The 20617-nt window shown below is 67.6% G+C and carries 19 protein-coding genes; 11 read left to right on the top strand and 8 right to left on the bottom strand.

Features of this window, described 5'->3' with window-relative positions:
• Positions 1–12: 12 nt before the first annotated feature.
• The 4 genes from ACZ404_RS07970 to ACZ404_RS07955 are packed head-to-tail and all read right to left on the bottom strand — an operon-like array spanning position 13 to position 4280.
• The gene (locus ACZ404_RS07970; RefSeq protein ID WP_468437019.1) at positions 13–1509 is read right to left on the bottom strand and encodes an SCO6880 family protein; all 1497 of its coding nucleotides are present in this window, start codon (positions 1507–1509) and stop codon (positions 13–15) included.
• Positions 1510–1536: 27 nt separating this feature from the next.
• Positions 1537–3102, bottom strand: a complete 1566-nt coding sequence (locus ACZ404_RS07965; RefSeq protein WP_468437017.1) for a hypothetical protein — start codon at positions 3100–3102, stop codon at positions 1537–1539.
• A 37-nt stretch (positions 3103–3139) separates the two neighbouring features.
• Positions 3140–3955, bottom strand: a complete 816-nt coding sequence (locus ACZ404_RS07960) for a DUF8175 domain-containg protein (RefSeq protein ID WP_468437015.1) — start codon at positions 3953–3955, stop codon at positions 3140–3142.
• A gap of 1 nt (position 3956) precedes the next feature.
• On the bottom strand, positions 3957–4280 hold the full coding sequence (locus ACZ404_RS07955) for a hypothetical protein (RefSeq protein WP_366837082.1): 324 nt from the start codon (positions 4278–4280) through the stop codon (positions 3957–3959).
• Between the two features lie 194 nt (positions 4281–4474).
• On the opposite strand from ACZ404_RS07955, the gene ACZ404_RS07950 reads away from it, so the two are divergent.
• From ACZ404_RS07950 to ACZ404_RS07940, 3 genes are all read left to right on the top strand, one after another.
• Entirely contained in the window at positions 4475–4735 is a 261-nt protein-coding gene (locus ACZ404_RS07950; protein ID WP_366837083.1) for a helix-turn-helix domain-containing protein, read from the top strand.
• A gap of 69 nt (positions 4736–4804) precedes the next feature.
• Positions 4805–5917, top strand: a complete 1113-nt coding sequence (locus ACZ404_RS07945) for a hypothetical protein (RefSeq protein ID WP_468437013.1) — start codon at positions 4805–4807, stop codon at positions 5915–5917.
• A gap of 31 nt (positions 5918–5948) precedes the next feature.
• Complete coding sequence (locus tag ACZ404_RS07940; RefSeq protein ID WP_468437011.1) at positions 5949–6755, top strand: hypothetical protein; 807 nt, start codon at positions 5949–5951, stop codon at positions 6753–6755.
• Positions 6756–7185: 430 nt separating this feature from the next.
• Here ACZ404_RS07940 and ACZ404_RS07935 read toward each other — a convergent pair whose 3' ends face one another.
• From ACZ404_RS07935 to ACZ404_RS07920, 4 genes are all read right to left on the bottom strand, one after another.
• The gene (locus ACZ404_RS07935; RefSeq protein WP_468437009.1) at positions 7186–7770 is read right to left on the bottom strand and encodes a hypothetical protein; all 585 of its coding nucleotides are present in this window, start codon (positions 7768–7770) and stop codon (positions 7186–7188) included.
• A gap of 226 nt (positions 7771–7996) precedes the next feature.
• On the bottom strand, positions 7997–8515 hold the full coding sequence (locus tag ACZ404_RS07930; protein WP_468437007.1) for a hypothetical protein: 519 nt from the start codon (positions 8513–8515) through the stop codon (positions 7997–7999).
• 248 nt (positions 8516–8763) lie between these two features.
• Positions 8764–9648: an aminoglycoside phosphotransferase family protein gene (locus ACZ404_RS07925; protein WP_468437006.1), complete on the bottom strand. Its 885-nt coding sequence runs from the start codon at positions 9646–9648 to the stop codon at positions 8764–8766.
• Positions 9645–11039: a helix-turn-helix domain-containing protein gene (locus tag ACZ404_RS07920; protein WP_468437004.1), complete on the bottom strand. Its 1395-nt coding sequence runs from the start codon at positions 11037–11039 to the stop codon at positions 9645–9647. Before ACZ404_RS07920 ends, ACZ404_RS07925 begins: the two co-directional genes overlap by 4 nt.
• A 232-nt stretch (positions 11040–11271) precedes the next feature.
• Between ACZ404_RS07920 and ACZ404_RS07915 the strand changes: the two genes are divergently transcribed.
• The 8 genes from ACZ404_RS07915 to ACZ404_RS07880 all read left to right on the top strand — a co-directional run bounded on the left by ACZ404_RS07915 (position 11272) and on the right by ACZ404_RS07880 (position 20615).
• The gene (locus ACZ404_RS07915) at positions 11272–11679 is read left to right on the top strand and encodes an ATP-binding protein (protein WP_468139390.1); all 408 of its coding nucleotides are present in this window, start codon (positions 11272–11274) and stop codon (positions 11677–11679) included.
• Between the two features lie 221 nt (positions 11680–11900).
• On the top strand, positions 11901–12155 hold the full coding sequence (locus ACZ404_RS07910) for a hypothetical protein (protein ID WP_351443490.1): 255 nt from the start codon (positions 11901–11903) through the stop codon (positions 12153–12155).
• Positions 12152–12331: a hypothetical protein gene (locus ACZ404_RS07905; RefSeq protein WP_385999577.1), complete on the top strand. Its 180-nt coding sequence runs from the start codon at positions 12152–12154 to the stop codon at positions 12329–12331. Before ACZ404_RS07910 ends, ACZ404_RS07905 begins: the two co-directional genes overlap by 4 nt.
• 135 nt (positions 12332–12466) lie before the next feature.
• Positions 12467–12652 carry an FxLD family lanthipeptide gene (locus ACZ404_RS07900; protein ID WP_468437001.1) on the top strand — a complete coding sequence of 62 codons (186 nt, stop codon included), beginning with the start codon at positions 12467–12469 and terminating at the stop codon, positions 12650–12652.
• A gap of 74 nt (positions 12653–12726) precedes the next feature.
• On the top strand, positions 12727–15771 hold the full coding sequence (locus ACZ404_RS07895) for a lantibiotic dehydratase (protein WP_468436999.1): 3045 nt from the start codon (positions 12727–12729) through the stop codon (positions 15769–15771).
• Positions 15768–16925 carry a lanthionine synthetase C family protein gene (locus ACZ404_RS07890; RefSeq protein WP_468436997.1) on the top strand — a complete coding sequence of 386 codons (1158 nt, stop codon included), beginning with the start codon at positions 15768–15770 and terminating at the stop codon, positions 16923–16925. Before ACZ404_RS07895 ends, ACZ404_RS07890 begins: the two co-directional genes overlap by 4 nt.
• Positions 16926–17017: 92 nt before the next feature.
• Positions 17018–18238 carry a methyltransferase, FxLD system gene (gene fxlM / locus ACZ404_RS07885; RefSeq protein WP_468436995.1) on the top strand — a complete coding sequence of 407 codons (1221 nt, stop codon included), beginning with the start codon at positions 17018–17020 and terminating at the stop codon, positions 18236–18238.
• Between the two features lie 481 nt (positions 18239–18719).
• A complete protein-coding gene (locus ACZ404_RS07880; RefSeq protein ID WP_468436993.1) occupies positions 18720–20615 on the top strand; it encodes an ATP-binding cassette domain-containing protein in 1896 nt (631 codons plus the stop codon).
• Positions 20616–20617: the final 2 nt, after the last annotated feature.

The following is a 20617-nucleotide window of genomic DNA, read 5'->3' as shown; positions in this document are numbered from 1 at the left end:
CAGCACGTCTGATCAGCGTCCCTCCTTGATCAGGCCACCGGTGAACGGCAACGTGTTGGCGAAGGCCCGGTGGTGCTCCTTGTCGCACCACTCCAGGCGCAGCCCACTGCGGGTGGCGGCGTTGCGGATGGTGTCGGCGTCGCGGCGCAATGCCTCGCTGCTGGGAGAGGTGACGGTCAGCCACCCGGCCAGGCGGATACCTGCCGCGCCGTTGGCGATCTCCTGCATGGTGGACAGGGACGCCTTCTGTGCCTTCTGCTCGCGGGGGTCCTCGATTTTCCCGGCCCGCTTGTCGGCCTGCCCCAGCTCGTTTGTGGCGTCAGCCATCGCCTCAGTAATGGCCTGGTCGGTGGAAACGAGGTCCATGGTCACCGACATCGACACGATGACGTCCTGTACGTACAGCAGCAGCGGCGCGAGGAAGTTGATCCCGACAGGCAGGACGGGCCACTCCTTGATCCATGCGGTGCGCGAGAACCAGGAGTCCGGGGAGGCCTCCCAGCTGCGGGAGACCATGTGGTCCTTTGGGCGTGCATCGATCTCGGCGGGCCAGGCGGTGACCCGGTCCATACCGGTGGTGTCGTCGATCCAGTGGCTGGGGTCGTAGGCGTGGTGCAGGTAGGAGGCGAGCCCGGCCTCGTCCAGGTTGCGCACGTGTCGCAGCTGACCGCGTGCCAGCGAGCGGATGAACGACTCGACCTCCTTGCCCAAGGTGACCGCGTAGCCCTGGTGAAGGGTGTTGTAGCGGCGGGCTTCGGCAACGAGTTCGGAGGTGTAGGGGATGCCGAGCGCGAGGATGAGCCGGCGGTCTTCGGCGGTGACGGCGACCTGGCGTATCAGCTCGCCGTAGGAGTGGTCGAGCCAGGCCGGGGCGTGCGGGTCGCGGCGCGCGGCGGCATCCCGGACGTGCGCATTGGGGTCGGTGGGGATGATCCGGGCGATCCACTGCAGGCGGCGGATCCGGCCGCCGCCGTCCGCCGTCGACTTCAGCAGGAACTCGTACGCCCGGATCAGGGCCTCTTTGTCGTCGGTGTCCAGGCTGCCGAAATCGCGCATCGCCTCGACCTCGACCGCCGCGGTGAACATCAGCTCGTGTGGCTGGAGGAGGATAGCGATCTGCCCGAACGCGGTGCGCGCCGAGATCCACTCCATGTCCTGCGGCACACCAGGGGGCACGTCGATGGGCACCCGGCGCCCGTCGGCCATCCGGCCCACGTGCGCGGCCTTGGAGCGGTACAGCAGCGAACCGTCACGCAACAGCCGCTTGTAGGTCCGGTTGATCTCGAACCACTTGAGATAGGTCCGCCCCTTGTACGGAGCAAGCGTCGCCCAGGCACAGCTTCCTGCGATCACCAAGAACGCGATGAGCTTGAGAACGACGCCGCTCAGCAGCCAGACCAGGCTCAGGCCGCCGACGAACCCGACGCCCAGGACGAGTTGTTCGTCGGCCTCCAGCTTCCGACCGAGCAAGCCGCGTGGCCGCGGCCTCGGGAACGTGAATGTACGCATCGAACAGAATTCCGATCATGGAGTCGCTCATCGCGGCTGATCATCGTCAGGTTCCGGGGCTGGCTCCTCGGCCGCCGGCTCGGAGGGCGGCCATGACGGCGGAGCAGCCTCCGGAGCGCCGACCCCATCGCCGGCTACAGCGGTGTGGTCGTGTGCGGGAGCGGCCGGAGGCGGCATGTACTTCGAGGAGACGCCCGCCGGGCCACCAGGGCCGGACTCAACCGTCCCTGATCCACTTCCAACGGCTTCGCCGACACCGGTTTCCGAACCGGGCGATGGCGTGTCCGGGGCAGCGGGGGCGTCGTCGCCGGTGCCTGCTGTGGCGCCGTCCACGGCCCGGTCGGCTGCCTTTTCGGCCTGGTCCTTGGCCATGTCGACGCCCTTCTTGCCTGCCACGGCAGCCGCGCCGACCCCGGTGGACGCCGCTGCGGCCTCTGCTCCCGCAGCTTCCTCCCCGGCGCCGGCCTCTACCTCAGCGCCACCGCCGTCGCCGCCGCCAGCGGCACCTCCACCACCGGCTTCGGCAGAGCCGTCGCCTCCGCCGTCCGATGCGCCGCCAAACCGGCTTCTGAGCTCACCGAAGGTGTCACCAACCTGGCTGCCGAGGTTCTGCGCTCGGCCTTTGAGGTCGTCGCGGGCCTGGTACATGTGCTGCAACTCGTCCCCGACCAGCGGCAGGAACTTCGCCAAGGAGAACGGCAGGAACAGTGCCAAGAAGAGCAAGGCGAGCGCGGTAAATACCGTTGCGAACGCCTGAACGACCGACACGTCCCCGTGGCCGCTGGTGGACAGCATGCCGGTGGCCAGGGCGATCGTGGTCAAGGTGACGTACTTGCTGGCGATGACGGCGCCCATGACACCGATCCACCGCTTGGTGTGGTTCCACAGGCTCTTGTCCACGAGCCCGCTGAACACCGAGGTACCGAACACCAATCCGGCCAGAATCAGCGCGTTGCGAACGATCAACTCCAGCCACACCCCGGCGACAGCGGTGAGCATGCACATCGCCAGGAAGATGACGATGACCGCGCCGCCTGGAATCGCCATCAGCGCGGCCATACCCGAGGTGACGGTGACCACCATGCTCGCCGCGTCCCCAGCGACCGGCGCGAACATCGCCTCGGCGGCCTCGTCGAACAGCTCCGTGACGTAAGCGACGGCGGCTGGTGCCAGAGCGGAGACCACCACCGAGATCAGAAGAAAGCCGATCGACTCACCCAGCGCCTGCAACGGCGGGACTCCTTGCAAAGCACGCTTGGCCGCGGCGATCAGCCAGAGGATCACGGTAAGGACGGCGGAAGCAGCGAACGCCATGCTGTACGTGCGCAGGAACCCCGGGTTGCCCCAGTCGATCCGGGTGGTCGACAGCAGAGCCTTGATCATCTGCGTGAACAGCGATGTCACCGCGTTGTTGAAGAACTGCGCGATGTACCCCAGCGGGTCACTCATGAAGTCGACGGCCTTGTTGGTGGCCTCGACCGTGTGGCAGATCTTGTCCGCGAACGGGATGTTCTTACACGACCAGTCGCTGAACTCGTTGGCGTGCGCCTGCCTTGCTGTGAAGAGCACCTGGAAGGTGGTCGTCACCCCCATCAGTACAAGGAGTCGCCTACACAGGCGCTGCCTCGTCTCAGCCGATGTACGGAGGCGCATCGAACTCCTCATCAGCCGTGCGGAAGTCGTTGACCGAGCTCGGTTCGCTGCCGGTGGATACCGGCGTCGGGCCATTCACCGATGTGACTGACGAGAGCTTCCAATCCCCCTTCTGCCACTGGAGGGTGAGTGTGTAGGTGGTCCAGGACGCCGAGACGGGAAGCGGCGCCTTCTCGCTGGTCGTACCGATCAGCCCGGCCATCCAGACCTCGACAGTGGCGACCTGGTCGGTGTAGCTGACGGTCTTGGTGCCCATGGCCGCAGCCCGCGCCACGAGGCTGTCAGCATTGACGTCGCTGATGCCGAGCGAGGAGAGCACCTGTTTCATGCCGGTGTCGTCGTTGTCGGTCAGCCTGTCGCGCGCCTCCGATGTCGCCATCGCGGCGATGATCTTGTGTCGCGTAGTCGTGTCGGTGAAGTACTTCGCCGAAGACCGGGCGATCTGATAGTCGACCGCGGCCTCCACCGCGCCGGCCTGGGAGTGGGGATAGCCAACCGGAACGCCGTCGACCATCTTCAAGGCGGAGGTCTGCGGATTCCCGCCTGCACCGCCAGCGTTTTTCCCCGGCGCCGCACCGTGCGTCGGGCCGGGGCTGGAAGTGCGGCTCGAGTCAGTGGAACTACCGCTGCCCCGATCGAGGTTGACCACGACGGCCAAGACGAGCAGGACCACGAACAGCCCGCCGGCGACCGCCGCGCCACGCCACCACGGCTTGCTGCCCTGTGCCGGCCCGCTGCTGTCTCCGCCGAGCGTCTTGGTACCACGGCGCGGAGGTGGGGAGTTGCGTGTCATCTCAGATCCCCATGCCATAGACGATCGTGAAGATCGTGCCGAGTGACCCGACGACGAACGCGCCGATCAGGGAACCGCCGACCTCCTTCTTGCCCTTGGAGACCTGCGCCACGTCGTGCTGGCCCTCGCCCACCTTGATGTGGAAAGCGCCGAGAGCCGCCCGGCCCAGCAGCGCGAGTACCACCCCAGCCATGATCGCCTGAATCACAGTGCGCGCCGTATTGCCCAGAGCGGCAAACGGCCCCCAGTCCGGGGCTATCCCATTGACCAGATTCCCGATGCTGCCGTTGGCGGCCAGCGTCACCACGTGGTGCGCGACAGACATCGTCACTCCTTCCACGTCCTCGCGTCGCGGAACTGGGTCCAGTACGGGCCGAATCGGCCTCAACGTACAGAGACCCAAGCTTGACAACAACTGTTTATGACCCTGACGACGGGCTAGGGTACGCCTACGATCACCCGTTCGGTAGCCGAGGCCCGTCGGCGACGCCTTGGCCGAGCTCTGTGCGAGGTAGGTGCATGCCAGAGAAGCCCACCGCCGAAGACTCCCGAGCAAGACTTGACGGATGGCCAAATGCCCAGTTCAGTGCTCGCCTGATGCCCGACTTCCTGACAGTTGAGGAAGCTGCTGGCTGGCTGCGGACGACGAAGGGTGCGGTGATGGCCGGCCTCCAACGCGGCGAGCTCCCCGGCCGCAAAGTCGGCGGCGAGTGGCGCATCAGCACCGCCGCTGTCCTCGCCCTCTTTCGCGGGGTGGTGCCGGAGGGTGGCACATCTTGATAGCCGACGGGAGGGAGGTGATGCTCTACTGGGTGTGGTGATTCACATGTGTTTATGACGGGGGGTCGGGTGAAGGCCGTTCGCAACGTCGCCATCGCGGTATTCGCGGCGTTCACGTCGGTGATGGCGCTGAGCACCTTGGTCGTGGCCGGGGCGACCGGCGAGGCCAACGCCCAGACCTGCAACGGCGGTCTGCAGCCCGTCGGCAACGGACAGAGCGGCCCCGGTTCGGCTGGCGACTCGGTGAAATTCGACGGATCGACCCAACCCACCGACTCCCAGGTCATCGTCCCGCTCGACCCACATGGCCCGCAGACCCATGCAACTTGGAGCGCTGCCCGGATACGTAACGCCGCCACGATCACCAACGTCGCCCGGACCCGGGGTCTCGCCCCGCGCGCCGCCGTCATAGCAGTGGCCACGGCAATGCAGGAATCAAGTCTCGACAACCTCGACAATGGCGACCGGGACAGCGTCGGCCTTTTTCAGCAACGCCCGAGTCAGGGATGGGGAACGGTCGCCCAGCTGACTGACCCGGTCTACGCATCCGGCAAGTTCTACGACGCTTTGGTCAAGGTCGCTGACTGGCAGACCAGGCCCTTGACCAAAGTCGCCCAGGCCGTCCAGAGAAGCGGAACCCCTGACGCATACGCCAAGTGGGAGCAGGACGCTGGCGCTCTCGTCGCCAAAACGTGGGGCACCCATGCTGTGACCTCGGTGTCCACCGGATGCGACAGCGACGGCAGCGATGACCCGGCCGCCCACTTCACGGCGAAGAACCCCCGCACCCCAGCCCAGGCGATCAGCGCGGCTCGCCGGGCCGCCGGAAGCACCGGCTGGTATCGGCGATGCGACAACTTCGTCGCCCAGGCCTACGGTTGGCGAAACAGCGGATCAGTGACCGCCAACGCGCATTGGGACCGCCTGGTCGACATGGGCCTCGCCCACCCCGGCGACAACAACCCGCCGGCCGGCGCGCTGCTGTTCTACGACACCGGCGAGTCGGCTGGCCACGTCGCGCTGTACCTGGGCGACGACATGGTCGCCAGCAACGACGTCTTGAGGGCCGGGAGCATCGGCATCGTTCACCGCAAGGACATCACCGACGGCACCTGGCGCCTGCGCTATCGGGGCTGGGCCGACCCCGCATTCCCCGGCGCCGGCGGCACCAGCACGATCTGACCCCTCTCTCGAACAGGAAGGAGTAGACGCCATGAACGCTACCGACGCGATGGTCCAGGTTCGCATCACCACCGACGGAACGTGCTTCATCGATGACGAGTTCTTCGCCCCACCTCCGGGCGCCTCCCTCAACGAAGCCGTCCTCTCCCACCTTCAGCTGGAGGCCGCAGCTCTCGATGCCCCCGTCCGCGCCGTCATCCATGATGAGCAGGCTCATTACACCCTGGCCATCCAGGTCAACAGGGACGGCACCAGCGAACCGCTATCGGACGACTCGACCAAGGCACAGGGGGCTGCGCAGGTGGACACCCAGGTGACCCCATCACCAGGTCCGTCCAGCACCCAACCCCCCGTCGCATTGCCGTGGGACGAACCTCTCGCTCCAGACCGTCCGTACGAACCGCTACCCGAGCCGTACCGGGCACGGCTTGAAGAAATCTGCGTCACCGCCAGAGAGGGGCGCTTCCCAGAGGCCGCCACAAGCGCAGATGCACTGATAAGCGAACTGACCACGAAATACGGCCCAACCCACCTGTACACGCTGGCTGCCGGAAGCGTTCGCGGCGACATCGCTTGGCTCATGCGCGATGACCGTCACGCTCTGCAGATTTGGATCTTCATCGCCAGGGCATGGCACAGTCTCCTCGGGCCGACGCACAAGACAACCATCCGCGCCGTCGGCAACGCGGTCGGCTGCTGGCGGCGCCTCCCCCGATCGCACTCCCTGGCCGAGGGAGAGGAGATCATCTCTCTACTGCAAGAGATCCCCATCCCCCAGGGCGAAACGAACCTCAATGCAGTCCGTCACCGTCTCCGGCACCTGGCCGCTACTCGCTGAAAGGAGAGGAAGCAGTGAACCCGATACGAACGGGTCGCACCATTCTTTTCCTCGTTCCGTACATTCTCATCCTCACGGGGATTCTGGTGGCGGGCGAGAAGGCAAGCACACCTGGAGGCGCCACCGGCGCTCTTCAGGCACTCGCAGTCGCCGCCCTCGGTGCCTTCTGGGCCCGCCTTCGCGGACGCTCGTGACGGTGCAACTGGTGCGTGAGCGGCGGTGTAGGGCGCCGGTCGTAGACGGCCAGGTTGCGCCGTGCGCAGGTGAACGCCCTCCTTGCCATCTGGCGGGTGTAGGGCGAGCGCGGACGACGACAGCGACTCTTACACCGCGGCGGCGCTCCGTCTCGTCGTGGAGGTGCTGTCGGGCACGACGCGGCACGCGGTCTCGACCGTCGCGCGGCAGCACTGACGCGCGGGCCGAGCAATCCTCAGCACAGCTCGCCCGGCTCATACTTTGCGAAGTCCCGCTTCTCCCGGTCCCACACCCACACGTTGGATTCGCGCCACAGGCGCGGGTAGTCGTAGAACTCGATCGCGTTCCGTTCTCCCGGTCCGGCGACCTCGATACCGGTGTCTCCCTCGATCCACCGGCCTGTGGGCACCTTCGTAGGCCTCCACCCGGCGTTGGCAACCAGGATGGCTTTCACACCCTTGATGCCGGCCCCTCCGTCTGGGAGAGGGACCCGCCACTCGCGCTCATGCAGCCACGTTGACTCCGCCGAAGTACGTACCGCCCAGTGCCCCAGACCGGCTTCCTGGAATGCCTTGTGCACGTCTGGTGGGACGTAGGCCACGGTCCCTCCGCCGATGTGGTTCACAACTTCCCGAACGGTCACCAGACCCCATGGTGTGAAGCCTCGCGCCGCGATGAGGTGGTCGAGATGCCCAGGAGGGCACTCGGAGAAGCACAGACATGGGGTCCCCGAGCTACCCGGCTCCGCTGCGCCGAAGGGTGGGAAAGCCCGGAACTTCTCCTCACACAGGATGGTGTCTAGACGCTGCTCCGGGGTCATGCCTCTGATGTCCTCGGGTACCCAGATGGGCCGACTCCCGCTTCGGCCAGTGAAGTGGATCAGATACTCGCTCTGCGCAGGACCGACCGGCCCCAGACTCAACACCATTCCCGCCCCCAGACGCGTGATCTCCTAGGTCTAGGTCATACAGGATGACCACCTGTCGGCCCACCCGGACTTCCTCGTAGAAGGCCCCGCCGGGAGAGAGCGGCGGGGCCTGATCATGTCAGTCCCTGTTGAGGGACATGCACTGGCACGGCTTCCACTGCGCCGGCACCTTGTCGGGCGCAAACCGCAGGAGAGGTGCGCCCTTGTAGCCGTTGCGGAACAGGGAACACTGGGCGCTGGCATGGTAGTCGTCGCTGGTCTCAGTGGTGATGACCTCGGTGACCGGATCGAACTTCCAGGTACCAGGGCGCATGTACTCCCCGAACCAAGAGCGGAGACCGGCGTCGATCGTACCGTTGCGGCCACCCCGGCTGTTTCGGGTGTTGATGCCACAGGCCTCGGCGAACTCGTAGACGTCGAAGTTCGGGTCGTTGTACCCGAGGACCTGCGCGGTGACCCACATGACGTTCATCCGGACACGACGAGCCTCGTCGGCCGTGAGGACTTCCTGCGACCGCTTGGCAGGGGTGTCGTCGTCTCGCTTGTGGCCAGCTCGGTCGATCCGGTAGGGGGCGTCGGACCAGTCATGCTGGGCGATCTCAGCAGCGAATTGTTGGGCAAGGCGGCTCAACGGCATGGTTTGTCCCTCCGATGAGGACGTGATGTCGTCGTCCCCCGACGGGACGACCTGCTCTGAGAGTACTGGCGAGGTGTGGAGTTATCCACAGGTCCTCACGCGCCGCGGCTCAGGGCCTTACGTTGCTGCCTTCGGTTGATCAGGAGTACGGAGGTGGTGGATGTCGTATGTCGGCAACCTGATCGCTACCACCAAGGCGACCGTGCATTGTTATCGATCAGGGGATTTGAGGGCATCCGACAGGGCGGCTACATGATCCCCCTCCACTTCCAAGGCCGGGAACCATGACGGCCACGGAGGCAGTCCACGCGGTACTGCGCTTCCTCCTGCCACTCTGGTCGGGTCGCGGCATGCTGGGCCGCGTAGGTCGCCATGCGCAACTCGCGTGTCCCGGAGAGCAGTTCGTACCCCTCCCACTCCGTCACATCTACGCCGTACAAGTCGCAGAACTCTGCGTACTCGGGGGCGCTCACGGCACCGGTTGTGGTGAGCTTCACCGCGGTGGAGACCAGGTCCCACTCCGGTGGGCCCACGGACACTCGCTCGAAGTCCAACAGGATTGGGCCGCGGGCCGTCCGGGCGACGTTGCCCACCCACGCGTCACCATGCACGACACAGTCGGGCAGCCCGGAAGGACGCTGTACCCACTGGCGTTGCAGTTCCTGATGCCGTTGCCGGAGCCACGACCGGTCGTCCTCGGTCAGGGACGTCGCGGCGTCGATCCTATCCGACACACGGACGAACGGGTCGAGCTCGCCCAGTGGGAAGTCGGGAACCGGCAGCGGATGAAGTCTTTTGAGGAGCTGTACCACGTCGCGGACGGTGCCGTTTGTGTGCGCTGGTAGTTCCTCCCAGAACGTCACCGGGCGCCCGCTCACCTCGACCGGCTGGTCGACCGGCAGCGCGCGAACTGCTGGTACGTGATTGTTGGCCAGCCACTGAGCGACGTTCACCTCTCGGACGGCTGCCGCCGACTGACCGGGACGCGCGATGCGTACGATGGCGCGCTGACCCGGCAGACGCCATATCTCGTTCTCGGCGATGCGAATCGGCTCGGCGGCAGATGGATCGAGTCCGGCCGCCGAGCAGGCTGCGACCAGGACCGCGGAGGAGGCATGGGCCGAGATCGTCATGCCTGCAACGTAGCGCCGATTCGTTCGCGAAGGTACGCCACTTCGGGGATGCGACGGTGCCGGGCGGCGAACCGGTTGAGCTCCTTCAGGTCGTCTGCAGCTCGCCGGGAAGTCAGGTGGCCGGCGTCCGTGAGGGCCTGGTGGCCAATGGCCGTGGCCTGTTGCGGATCGCCTTTGGCCATCAGAAGGCTCGCCAGCTTCGTACCGGAGATTGCGCGCGAGCGGGCGTATGCGTCGTCGTGGCCTTCGATGGCGATCTCGAAACGCCGGCTGGCCTGTCCGGGGTCCTGGTCCTTCAACAGGACCAGGTCGTAGAGCGCGTGTGCGGTGTCCCCGTGGTGCTGGGCTCCGTTGTAGTACGCCATCCAGGGCGGATCATCCTGCGGATTGGACCTCGCAAAGGCATCGTCGGCGGCCCCGACGGCAGACATCGCACCGCCGATGTCGCCCATCTTTCCGAACGCGCGAGCACGTGCGGTGTGCAGCATGGCCTGGATGGTTGGTGTGAGCCGGTCGGCCCGGACGAGCCCCTTCTCCGCGTAGGTCAGGCCTGTGTCTGGGTCGCCGATCCAGATGGCCTGCCGTGCGAGGAAGGAGAAGACCTTGGCACGCAAGTGCCAGTCGTTGGCCTCCTCGGCACAGTCTGCGGCGATCTTGAAGGCGATGCGGGCGTCGTCGTGTGCGTAGGCGTCGAAGTGGGATGCGCCGACCACAACGCCCAGGCGTGCGACAGCGGTGTAGAGAGGGGCACGGAGCTGTTCGGGGCAAGGGACGGTGAGCAGACGGACTGCCCACTCCATGGCTCGGCTGGCGAGAACGCCGACGATCCCTCCGCCGCCATGAGCGTTGTCCCGCCGGTAGATGTCTTCCGCCACGTTCAGGACTGCCGTGATGTCCTTGGGGCGAATCCTGGTGGGTGGCTCGTGCGGGGTGGTGGGGGCGACGAGCGCGGCAAGGTCTATCGATGCGATGGCGGCCAGACTGCTGTTGGCCAGGAAGGCGCGACGGTCCACAGGCTCAGTGCTCCCCAGCGGCGACGAAGTCTCTCTGCCCAGGATGCGCCCTTGGTGTACCTGAACGGTGCCCTCCATCGCAGGGCCGGCATTCTTTTCCGTTTCACGACGGCGCTTTTCCGCTTCGCCGTACACCATCCCCCAGGCGCGGGTGAGCACGCCGCCGGTCCCCAACACCTCGTCCAAACGCTCCGCCAGGTCGCGGCGGCAGGAGGCCTGGCCCTTCTCCACCTTCTCGATGAGGGAGGGGCTGGCCTGCACCAACGGGCCTAACGAGGACGCCGAGTGGCCACGCATCTTCCTCCAGTACCGCACCTCGTGCCCGAACCAGTCTCGCGGCGAGGCGTCGGGAGTCAGCTGCTTTTCGGGTCGTGGCATGACGAGGGTCCCCTGGGTCCTGAAACGGAAAGTCGAGCTTTCCGTTTCCGCATCTGCACGTTTGGGCTTCGGCCTGACTCAATGGTTGCTGACCGATCACGCACCAGTACACACCGCAGTCGGGCCTCTCGCGTGAGGTTCGCCAGAACGAAGTGGATCTGGAATGGCCAGTCTCCTTGCTCACCCCACCGCTGCAACCGGCGTGCGCGGAGCGACGCGCGCTACCGCGGGCATGCTGGAGATGGACTACGACGTGACGCCGCTGTCGGTGCGGATCGCACGGGTCATAGTGAGCGCGCACTTGCGCCTGTGGGGCATGGAGAAGTTGGTCGACACGGGGGCTCTCGTCGTCTCCGAGCTGCTGACCAACGTCCTGAACCACACTCGGCCGGACCGCGATGGGCGCCGCAGCGCTCTCATCACCGTCACCCGCACCCCCGATGGAGTGGCGCTCTGCGTGCACGACGAAGACCCATCGCTGCCGCAGCGTCGATGCGCCGGCGATGAGGACGAGGACGGCCGCGGTCTCCAACTCGTCAGCGTCATCGCTGACCAGTTCGGCGTGTCCCGCACTCCCAGCGGCGGCAAGGACGTCTGGCTCACCCTGCTGAGCCCTGGTGAGCCGAAGGCCACCCCGTGATCATGCCGACGGCAGTCTGCCGCAACCCCATTCTCAACCACACGACAGCCCACGCCGGGCGGAGGTAGCACCGAATGACCAGCAGAGCGATACAGGCCGGACAGCCGGCGGTGCCTGCAGGCACGGCCCTTGTGTTGTACGCCTGCGTCCCCGCGTCGCTCGGTGCCCTGGCAGACGGGGCTGTCGACGCAGCCCGTCGCCACGCGAAGGAAGCACACTGCTTGGTCGTCGCCGAGTTCGTTGACCAGGCGGACCCCTTGGGTGACCGTGACGGATGCCCGGGATGGCACAACGCCCTGACCGCAGTGGAAGAGGGCAAGGCCATGGGCATCATCACGCCGCTGATGGTGATGCTGAGCCGGGGAAAGGTCGAGCACCTGGCCGCCTGGCAGCGGCGCACCGGCGCCTATCTGCTGACCTCGTCCGTCATCGACACGCCGGAGGCGAACGGCTTACTCACGCAGGGGGCAGCGTGAACCCGGAGAAACTGGCGGCTGCCTCACTGACCACGCTGGCCCGCCTCTGGTATGTGCTGCGTCACCCCCGCTGGTACGCCCGCCGGTGCGGCTTCGGCACGTTCCAGATCCTCTTTCTGCCCGCGGTGACGACCGGGAGCCTGCTCACGGCTCTGTATCTCGGCGGCCCGCGGTAGCCCGCGCGGCGGGCATCAAGCCCCCCTCCTCGGCCATCGATCCGACTCGTTCCCCCACGGGCCCAGGTCGGCCGGGGAGGGGTTCCAGGCCGGCCATCCGGCCGGCATAAACGATCATCCAGAAGGGATGAAGGCATGGCTTCTGCTGCTGTTCTGACCAAGCCGATCACGGAGACCACCACGGCTCCGGCGGAGGAGGACCCCTTCGACGTCCAGGTGGAGGTCGTCACCGAGATCGACGCCGAGCAACTGCCGCAGGCCTGCGGCACCGGCGACGGCTGCAAGTCCACCTGCGCGTCATCGTGCACCAGCGCCGTGTGACGTACGGCCGCTGACGTGGGGCCGGGGGGCTCCCCCGGCCCCACACCCTTCCGAACACAACGGCGGAGGCACCGATGGGCAAGCACACCAGGGTCTACCAGCACACGGGGGCAGCGCTGCTGCGCGCCGCCGCAGCACCGCTGACGGCGCTCCCCTCGTCATGGCCGGACCCGCACGACACAGACGCGGTGAGCGATTGGCTGCGAGACGTCTGCCGTCAACGGGTGTTCGCCGACGCGATCCGGCAAGCGAGCGGTGATCTGGCCGCGCGGCTGAACGACATTTGCAGCGGACGCCCCGTACACCCGAGGCAGATTCGGCGTGCCTACCTCGCTACCGTCTCCTACGTTCTGCGCGCCACCGGGCGCCCGACGCCCTTCGGTCTCTTCGCTGGGGTGGCGGCCGCCGGGATCGACAGGGAGCCGCACGTGCGGTGGGGCGACGCTCACCGCGCCGTCATCCGGGCAGACACCGAATGGCTGGACGACGTCTGTACCCGCCTGGAGTCCATCCCGGAACTCCTGGACCGCCTGAGCGTCGTCCTGAACTCGCTGGCCATGCCCCGCGGTGACCGACTGCATGTCCAACACGGCGGCCCGAGGGGCGCCTCTGTCCGGCGCAGCCGCGTCGTGCGACTCATCGAGAAGCACACCACTCGCCCTGTTCGCGTCACCGCGTTGCTCGCCGAGCTCGACAGGGCGTTTCCGGAAGCCGATCCCGTTCGTGCGCGTGCGCTGATCGCCTCCCTCATGGGGCAGAAGTTCCTCCTGACGAACCTGCGGGCCCCAATGACCGAGACGGATCCGCTGGGCCACCTCGTCGGCGAGCTCAACGCGATCGACGCGGACAGTGTGCCCTCCGCTGCTGGCATCCTCGTTGATCTCCTGGCCGTGCAAGAAGCCTTCCGGGAGCACAACACGGCCCCCGCCCGCGACCAGGACATCCTGCGCGAGGCAGCCGTGAGGGACTGCCGCAACGTATCCGCGGCGGCACGCAGTCCGATCGCCGTCGATCTGGTCCTGGACGCCGACGTGCGGATCCCCCGCAGCGTCGTACGGCAGATGGAACGTGCTGCCGACGTGCTGCTGCGACTCACCCGACAGCCGGCGGGACAAGGCGTGTGGCGGGATTATCACGCAGCGTTCTGGGAGCGTTACGGCAGCGGTACCCTCGTGCCGGTCAAGGACGTCATCGACCCGGTGGCCGGGCTCGGCTACCCGGCCGAGTACCCGGGCAGCCGGAGACTCACCGCGAGGCTGATGGTGTCCGAGCGGGACGGGCGCCTGCTCGCCGTGGCATGGGAGGCAGCTACTGCCGGCAGCCGCGAGATCGTACTCACCGACGAGCTGGTCGACCAGATCGCGGGGGCGCCTGCAGCGCGCGAAGCAGCACCCCGGTCCGTCGAGATGTGCGCCCGCATCCACGCCCGCGACCTGCAGGCCCTGCAAGATGGCCACTTCACGGTCACGGTCACACCGGCAAGAAGCGCAGGGACGCTCACCTCCCGGTTCACCCCGGTCGCCACCGGCTCCGGCCTCGAAGGGGTGTACCGCCAGGTCCCGCCCAGCATTGAAGGCGCACTCACTGCCCAGCTCTCCTTCCCGGGCCTGTACGCCCACATCGAGAACGTCGCGCGTATCCCTGCCTACCTTCCCCATGTGATCTCTCTGGGAGAGCATCGACCCGCCGGTGAGAAGGTCGAGGTCATCGACGTCGACGACATCGCCGTCACCGCCACTGCCAACCGCCTGTACCTCGTCAGCCGTTCGCGTCGTCAGGTCATCGACCCGCAGGTCTTCCACGCGATGGCGCTGGAGAAGCAGCCGCCGCTCCTTGCCCGCTTCCTCGCCCACCTGACCCGGGCCTTCGGCCCCGCCTGGACCGGGTTCGACTGGGGCCCGCAAGCCGAGCGGCTACCGTTCTTGCCGCGCGTGCGCTACGACAAGACCATCCTGTCGCCAGCCCGCTGGTACCTGTCCGCCGACAGCCTTCCCCCTGCCAAGGAGGACAGCGGCCAGTGGATGGACGCCCTCACCTCCTGGCGGAAGATATGGCAGTGCCAGGGGCCCGTAGAGCTACGCGACGACGACCGTGCCCTACGACTGATGCTCGACGTGCCCGCACATGCCGCAATCCTGCGGGAGCACCTGAACCGTAACGGGCAGGCCGTGCTCACCGAGGCACCGCCGGAGGACGGATTCGGCTGGATCGGCGGCCGTGTCCACGAGGTGGCCGTGCCGATGACCAGCACCCGGTCACCCTCGCCCAATCCCCTCACCGGTCGCCTGCCCGTGCTGCGCAACCGCACGCTCGGCCCCCTCCCCGCCGCACCCGCCGCGCCCTGGGTGAACGTGCAGCTCTACGCCCACCCCGATCTCCATGACGAGCTGATCGCCCAGGGCGTGGCCACCTTCGCCCCGCGTCTGCAGAATCACCCTGACTGGTGGTTCATCCGATATCGGACGCCACACGGCGCGGACCACATCCGCCTCCGCGTTCGCGCCGCGAGCGCCGGCCAGCGCAGCGCCTACACCGAGGCCATCGGAACTTGGGCGGCGATACTGCACAACTGCGGCATGATCAGTGACCTGGCGTTCACCACCTACACTCCCGAAATCGGCCGTTATGGCAGCGGTCGCACCCTCGCGCGCGCCGAAGCCGTGTTCGTCGCCGATTCGTACGTCGCAGCCACGGCCCTCGCAGGCACCACAGCTCCGGGCGCCCAGGGTCACGCGCTCACAGCCGTGGGCATGGTCGACATCGCTTGCGGCCTGCTCGGTGCTGACGAGGGCCTGCGCTGGCTGGCCACACGCTCGGTAGCAGCCGCCGCTGGACGCGATGCGACCGACCAGGCCATCGATCTCGTCCGAGCCGGAAACCCAGCCGCACGCGGCTGGTCAGCAGCCCTCGCCGACGCGTGGCACCGCCGAGGTGAGGCCCTCGCCCGCTACCGCGAGCTTCTGGACGACGGTATGGACGTTGATGCGGTGTTGGAGTCACTGCTGCACATGCACCACAACCGGATGCGGGGCGTCAACCGCGACGACGAGAAGACATGCCGCCGCATCGCCCGCCAGACTGCCATCGCGTGCCTCGCATGGTCGGAGGCACACCGGTGAACCCTACGGCCCAGGCAGCGCCCGGCTGGCCACAGTCCCTCTACTCGGGAGCCGCCGGCATCACCCTTTTACAAGCGATTAAAGAGCTTGTGGGCGTGGGCGATACGGAAGCGATGCGAGCATGCGCCGAGTCCATGTTCCGTATGCCGATCATGGCGGGCACCGAGGGATTCGGCCTGTACGAGGGCGCCCCAGCAGTCGCCTACGTCCTCACCTTCACGGACACCCCCTCCACCGAGCGGCTCCTGTCTGCCCTCGACGGCCATGTACGGCGCATGACGACCTCGCGGCTGGAAGCCGCCCGCGCCCGGCTGGAGAGCGGGCAGCCCGCGAAGACGGCCGAGTTCGACCTGATCAGCGGACTGGCTGGCTTCGGCGTCTACCACCTGCGCCGGGGCAACATCGGTGAGCTGCAGGGCATCCTGTCCTACCTCGTTCAGCTGTGCGAGCCCATCATCGGCGGCGGGCAAACGCTGCCTGGCTGGTGGAGCATCAGCGAAGCCGGGACCGCGTGGCCGGCCGACGGGCACGGCAACTTCGGTCTCGCCCACGGCATCACCGGGCCCCTGGCGCTTCTCGCCACCTCCTCGTTGCGCGGTTACACCGTGCCCGGCCAGGAACGCGCCATGACTCGCATCTGCCAGTGGCTGGACGACTGGAGGACCGGCGACGGGCGCTCCGCCCACTGGCCGGAGTGGATCGACTTGCAGGAGCAGCGACGCGGCAGTACCGCGAGCATGGGCCCGAAGCGACCGTCGTGGTGCTACGGCACTCCGGGGATCGCCCGTGCGTTGCAGCTCGCCGGACGCGCGCTCGGTGACGCTGCGCTCCAGGAGCATGCCGAGCAGGCACTCGCCGGATGTTTGCTGGACCCGCAGCAGCTCGCCCTGCTGACCGATGCTTCCTTGTGCCACGGGTGGTCGGGGCTCATACAGGCGGCCCGACGTGCTGCCGAGGACGAGAAGGACGGACAGCTCTCCGACCTGCTCCCAAGGCTCTGGGCCGGGCTCACGACGCACCTCGAAGAGCAAGGGCCACCGGCCCGCTCCACACTCATGGAGGGCACCGCGGGACTGGACCTGGTCCGCCTCGACGACTCCAAGTGCGCCACGCCCGAGACGAGTTGGGATCTCTGCCTGTTGTTGAGCGGCTGACCCGTTTCACCACCATTTCCCACCACCACGACGTAGCTAGGCTCTGCCCGCACTCCGCCCAGGACGAGCCGGGCGCTCCCGGAAGGACATGTATGACTGAGCACAGCACTCCGCAGGAACTACGCAACCGCCTGGTCGACCGGATCGTGAAGGCCAGCCTCCCGGGCCTCTACGACGCCCGGGTCGAGGACGCGATGCGCACGGTCCCCCGGCACGACTTCATTCCCCAGGCATCTCTGGAACTGGCCTACGCCAACCAGGCCGTAACGATCAAGGACAACCCGGACCCCGACGCCCTGCCCCTCAGCTGCGCCTCACAGCCCGACGTGGTGTTCTTCATGCTCGCCCAGCTGGGCATCCAGCCGGGCAACAACATCCTGGAGGCCGGCGCGGGTACCGGGTACAACGCCGCGCTCATGCGACACCTCACCGGCCCGACCGGGACCGTCACCACGCTGGACTACCACGAGGACGTCGCTGCCCACGCGCGGCAGCGGCTCGACGCGACCGGCTTCAGCGACGTGCGGGTCCTCACGCGCGACGGCGCCCTGGGGGCCCCCGAATATGCGCCGTTCGACCGGCTGATCGCCACCGTCGGTGTATGGGACCTGCCCGCATCTTGGTGGGATCAGTTGGCCGTCGGTGGCCGCCTGGTGCTTCCGCTGCGCTGGCGCGGCCTGACCCGCAGCATCGCCTTCGTCCGCGAAGCCGACTGCCTGCGCTCGGAGTCTCTGGCCACCTGCGGCTTCCTGCCGATGATCGGCCAGGACGGCGAACGTGAGGGCTACGTCGACGAGGACCACCTGGTCAAGCTGTACTGGGATGCCGACCAGCCCATCCACGCGCTCAGCCTGCGCAAAAGCCTGGCCGAGGCGAAGGAACACCTCCTGTGGACCAACGTAGCCGTCGCACCGGACGAACCCCTCGACGGGATCTGGCTCCGCCTCAGCGCAGTGGATCCGGCGACCTGCCGCATCACCGTCCGCCCCGAGGTTTTCGCCAGCGCCGCTGGCCTCCATCGCCCGGCCATCCCCGCTCTGAGCCCTGCCCTGGTCGAAGGCGACTCCCTGGCGTACCTGGTTCTCGAACCGGTGGACGTTCAGGGCAGCAAGCGGTATCGGCTGGGCGCCGCCGGGTACGGGCCGGCCGGCCGGGAACTGGCCGAGCGACTGGGTGTGCAGCTGCGCGCCTGGGACGACGACCGCACCCTGCCCCCGTCGATCATCGCCTACCCGGCGGGGACTCCCGACGAGAAGATGGCCAGCGGACACGTCATCCACAAGCCATCCGGCCGCTTGGTCATCGCGTACTGATTCTCCCTCTCCACCGGGCGCGGCAGTTGGCGCAACGGATGCGTCCGCTGCCGCGTCATGGCTGCGACCTTCACTCTCGCCTGGTCGCTACCTGCGACGCTGAACCGAGGCGCCGACGGCCACTCCTGGTCCAGACCGTCGGGGAGCGGCTTCCGGTTCGGCCACATCGTCACCACTGCAGTGCAGGGGCGGCAGGTACGTGGCTGCCCCTCTACGTCACCGCGGCGGAATGGGGCTGACCAAACACTCGGACAGCCACCTCCCGCCTCTGCAAAACCCACCAGCCACTCCTGCAGCAAGCGTCGGCGTTTCGGCCAGTCTCAGTCCCGCGGCAAGCCTTACAGCACCGCCACCGTACGTGCGGCGCCCCCTGTTTCTGGGCCGCGCCAGCGACCGGAATCGAGCGTGTTCGATTCGCTCTCCACCTCGTTGAGCCAGGCACCGCCGGACCATCCAGGCACGGCGCCAACCCCAAGGAGAGATGCAGGTGCCCCCGACCGCCGCCTCTGCCGAAAGCTCCCCAACGCCTCCTCCCCCGCCTCCGGCCACCATCGTCTACGAGGGGAAGTTCGGGAAGAACCCGCTGGAAGAAGCCGACTTCCGCAGGATGTGCGCCCGGCTTCCCTCAGTCCTCGGCGACACCACACGGATGGCGTGGGCCGTCGACCGGCGCGGAGTTGTCCTTCTCCTCGCCTGTCAGATCCTCACGGGAACTGCGGCCGCCGTTGTCCTGGGCTTCACCGCGAAGGCCATGACCCACCTGCTCGGCGTCGGCACGGTGACGGAACGCCTGCACGGTGCCCTCCCTGCCCTCACGGTGGTCGCAGCTGCGGCGGCCATCGGCCGGATCAGCAGCGCCCTCGCTTCTTACGCCGACGGTCGGATCACGCCCCGCTTGGTCACCGAGGCCGATGTCGCCCTGGTCTCCGCGGTCTGCCGCGTCGAAGCCGCCGCCTACGGCACGGACGGCTTCGCCGACCGACAGGAAGCCGCCGAGGTCGGCGTCACCCGCACCACCATGATGGTCAAGGACGCCCAGAGGTTCATGTCCGCGCTCATCCGCATGATCGCCGCGGCCGGCGTGATCACTGCACTGCACTGGATGCTGCTCCCGCTGCTGCTCCTGGCCGTGCTCCCCGCCGGTGCCGGAGCCGTGCTGTCCGCCCGCATCGACTATGAGACCCACTACGCCAACGTCGGCGACCGCAACGTCCGCGGCATGATGCGCTGGTGGGCCACCTATCCCCGGTACGGCGACGAGGTCCGCGCCAACGGCATGACCGGCTACCTCACCTACTGGTACCGCGCCTTGTCCGAACGCATCGACCAGCGCACCCTGACCGCGGCACCGCGCATGCTCCGCATCACCCTGGCGACCTCCGCCGTCGGCGGCCTGTTCCTCCTGCTCACCTGGGCGGCCCTCGCCTGGCTCGCCTCCACCAGCCGGGTCGGCCTGCCGGTCGCCGCCATCGCCGTGGTGGGTGTCCAGACCGCGCTCGCCTCCCTGTCCCAGGTCGTCATCCACGGCGCCGCTCTCTTCCACACCTCTCTCTACCTCGCCGACATGCGGTCCTTCCTCGACACCGCGGCCGAACAAGCCCCCCAGCGCGGCCACCTGACCATCCCGGCGCAGGTGGACGAGATCCGCCTCGACGAGATCGCCTACCAGTACTCCGGCAAGGACGAACCCGCCGTGGCCGGCGTCTCCCTCACCCTGCGCCGCGGCGAGATCCTGGCCATCGTCGGCGAGAACGGCTCCGGCAAGTCCACCCTCACCAAACTCATCACCGGCATCCTGCTCGCCGACAAGGGCCGCGTCCTGTGGGACGGCACCGACCTCGCCGACGCCGACCCCGAGGCAGTTTGGAAGCGCACCGCGCTCGTCCCGCAGAACTTCGCCTGCTGGCCCCTGCGCGCCCGGGAGAACATCACCCTCGGCCAGCCCCGGACCTTCGACGACGCCCCGGTGTGGGCCGCCGTCGACGCCGTCGGCATGCGCGAGGCCATCGAGAAACTGCCCCACCAGCTCGACACCCTCCTCGCACGCGAGCTGTTCGGCGGCGCCGAGCTGTCCGGCGGCCAGTGGCAGCGCCTGGCCTGCGCCCGCGCCCTCTACCGGCGCACTCCCCTGCTCATCCTGGACGAGCCGACCTCCCAGATGGACCCCCGCGGCGAACACCAGATCTTCCTGGAGATCAAGCGGATCGCCGCCGAGCGGATGACCATCGTCGTCACCCACCAGCTGGAGAACACCCGCCTCGCCGACCGGATCGTGGTCATGCAGCACGGCCGGATCACCGAACAGGGCCACTACGACGACCTCGTCAACGCGGGCGGCCTCTTCGCGGAACTCGTGGCTCTCGCCCAGGACCGCTGACC

This window comes from Streptomyces sp. NPDC030798, assembly GCF_055572275.1.
This window is presented reverse-complemented; position numbering and strand designations above follow the sequence as displayed.

Excerpts from the sequence above, each read along its gene's own strand:
- ACZ404_RS07900 (WP_468437001.1), top strand. The coding sequence starts at position 12,467 with ATGGCTTCTGCTGCTGTTCTGACCAAGCCGATCACGGAGACCACCACG.
- ACZ404_RS07895 (WP_468436999.1), top strand. The coding sequence starts at position 12,727 with ATGGGCAAGCACACCAGGGTCTACCAGCACACGGGGGCAGCGCTGCTG.
- ACZ404_RS07960 (WP_468437015.1), bottom strand. The coding sequence starts at position 3,955 with ATGACACGCAACTCCCCACCTCCGCGCCGTGGTACCAAGACGCTCGGC.
- ACZ404_RS07920 (WP_468437004.1), bottom strand. The coding sequence starts at position 11,039 with ATGCCACGACCCGAAAAGCAGCTGACTCCCGACGCCTCGCCGCGAGAC.
- ACZ404_RS07930 (WP_468437007.1), bottom strand. The coding sequence starts at position 8,515 with ATGCCGTTGAGCCGCCTTGCCCAACAATTCGCTGCTGAGATCGCCCAG.
- ACZ404_RS07880 (WP_468436993.1), top strand. The coding sequence starts at position 18,720 with ATGCAGGTGCCCCCGACCGCCGCCTCTGCCGAAAGCTCCCCAACGCCT.
- ACZ404_RS07965 (WP_468437017.1), bottom strand. The coding sequence starts at position 3,102 with ATGGGGGTGACGACCACCTTCCAGGTGCTCTTCACAGCAAGGCAGGCG.
- ACZ404_RS07915 (WP_468139390.1), top strand. The coding sequence starts at position 11,272 with ATGCTGGAGATGGACTACGACGTGACGCCGCTGTCGGTGCGGATCGCA.
- ACZ404_RS07925 (WP_468437006.1), bottom strand. The coding sequence starts at position 9,648 with ATGACGATCTCGGCCCATGCCTCCTCCGCGGTCCTGGTCGCAGCCTGC.
- ACZ404_RS07950 (WP_366837083.1), top strand. The coding sequence starts at position 4,475 with ATGCCAGAGAAGCCCACCGCCGAAGACTCCCGAGCAAGACTTGACGGA.
- ACZ404_RS07955 (WP_366837082.1), bottom strand. The coding sequence starts at position 4,280 with ATGTCTGTCGCGCACCACGTGGTGACGCTGGCCGCCAACGGCAGCATC.
- ACZ404_RS07970 (WP_468437019.1), bottom strand. The coding sequence starts at position 1,509 with ATGCGTACATTCACGTTCCCGAGGCCGCGGCCACGCGGCTTGCTCGGT.
- fxlM (WP_468436995.1), top strand. The coding sequence starts at position 17,018 with ATGACTGAGCACAGCACTCCGCAGGAACTACGCAACCGCCTGGTCGAC.
- ACZ404_RS07935 (WP_468437009.1), bottom strand. The coding sequence starts at position 7,770 with ATGACCCCGGAGCAGCGTCTAGACACCATCCTGTGTGAGGAGAAGTTC.
- ACZ404_RS07940 (WP_468437011.1), top strand. The coding sequence starts at position 5,949 with ATGAACGCTACCGACGCGATGGTCCAGGTTCGCATCACCACCGACGGA.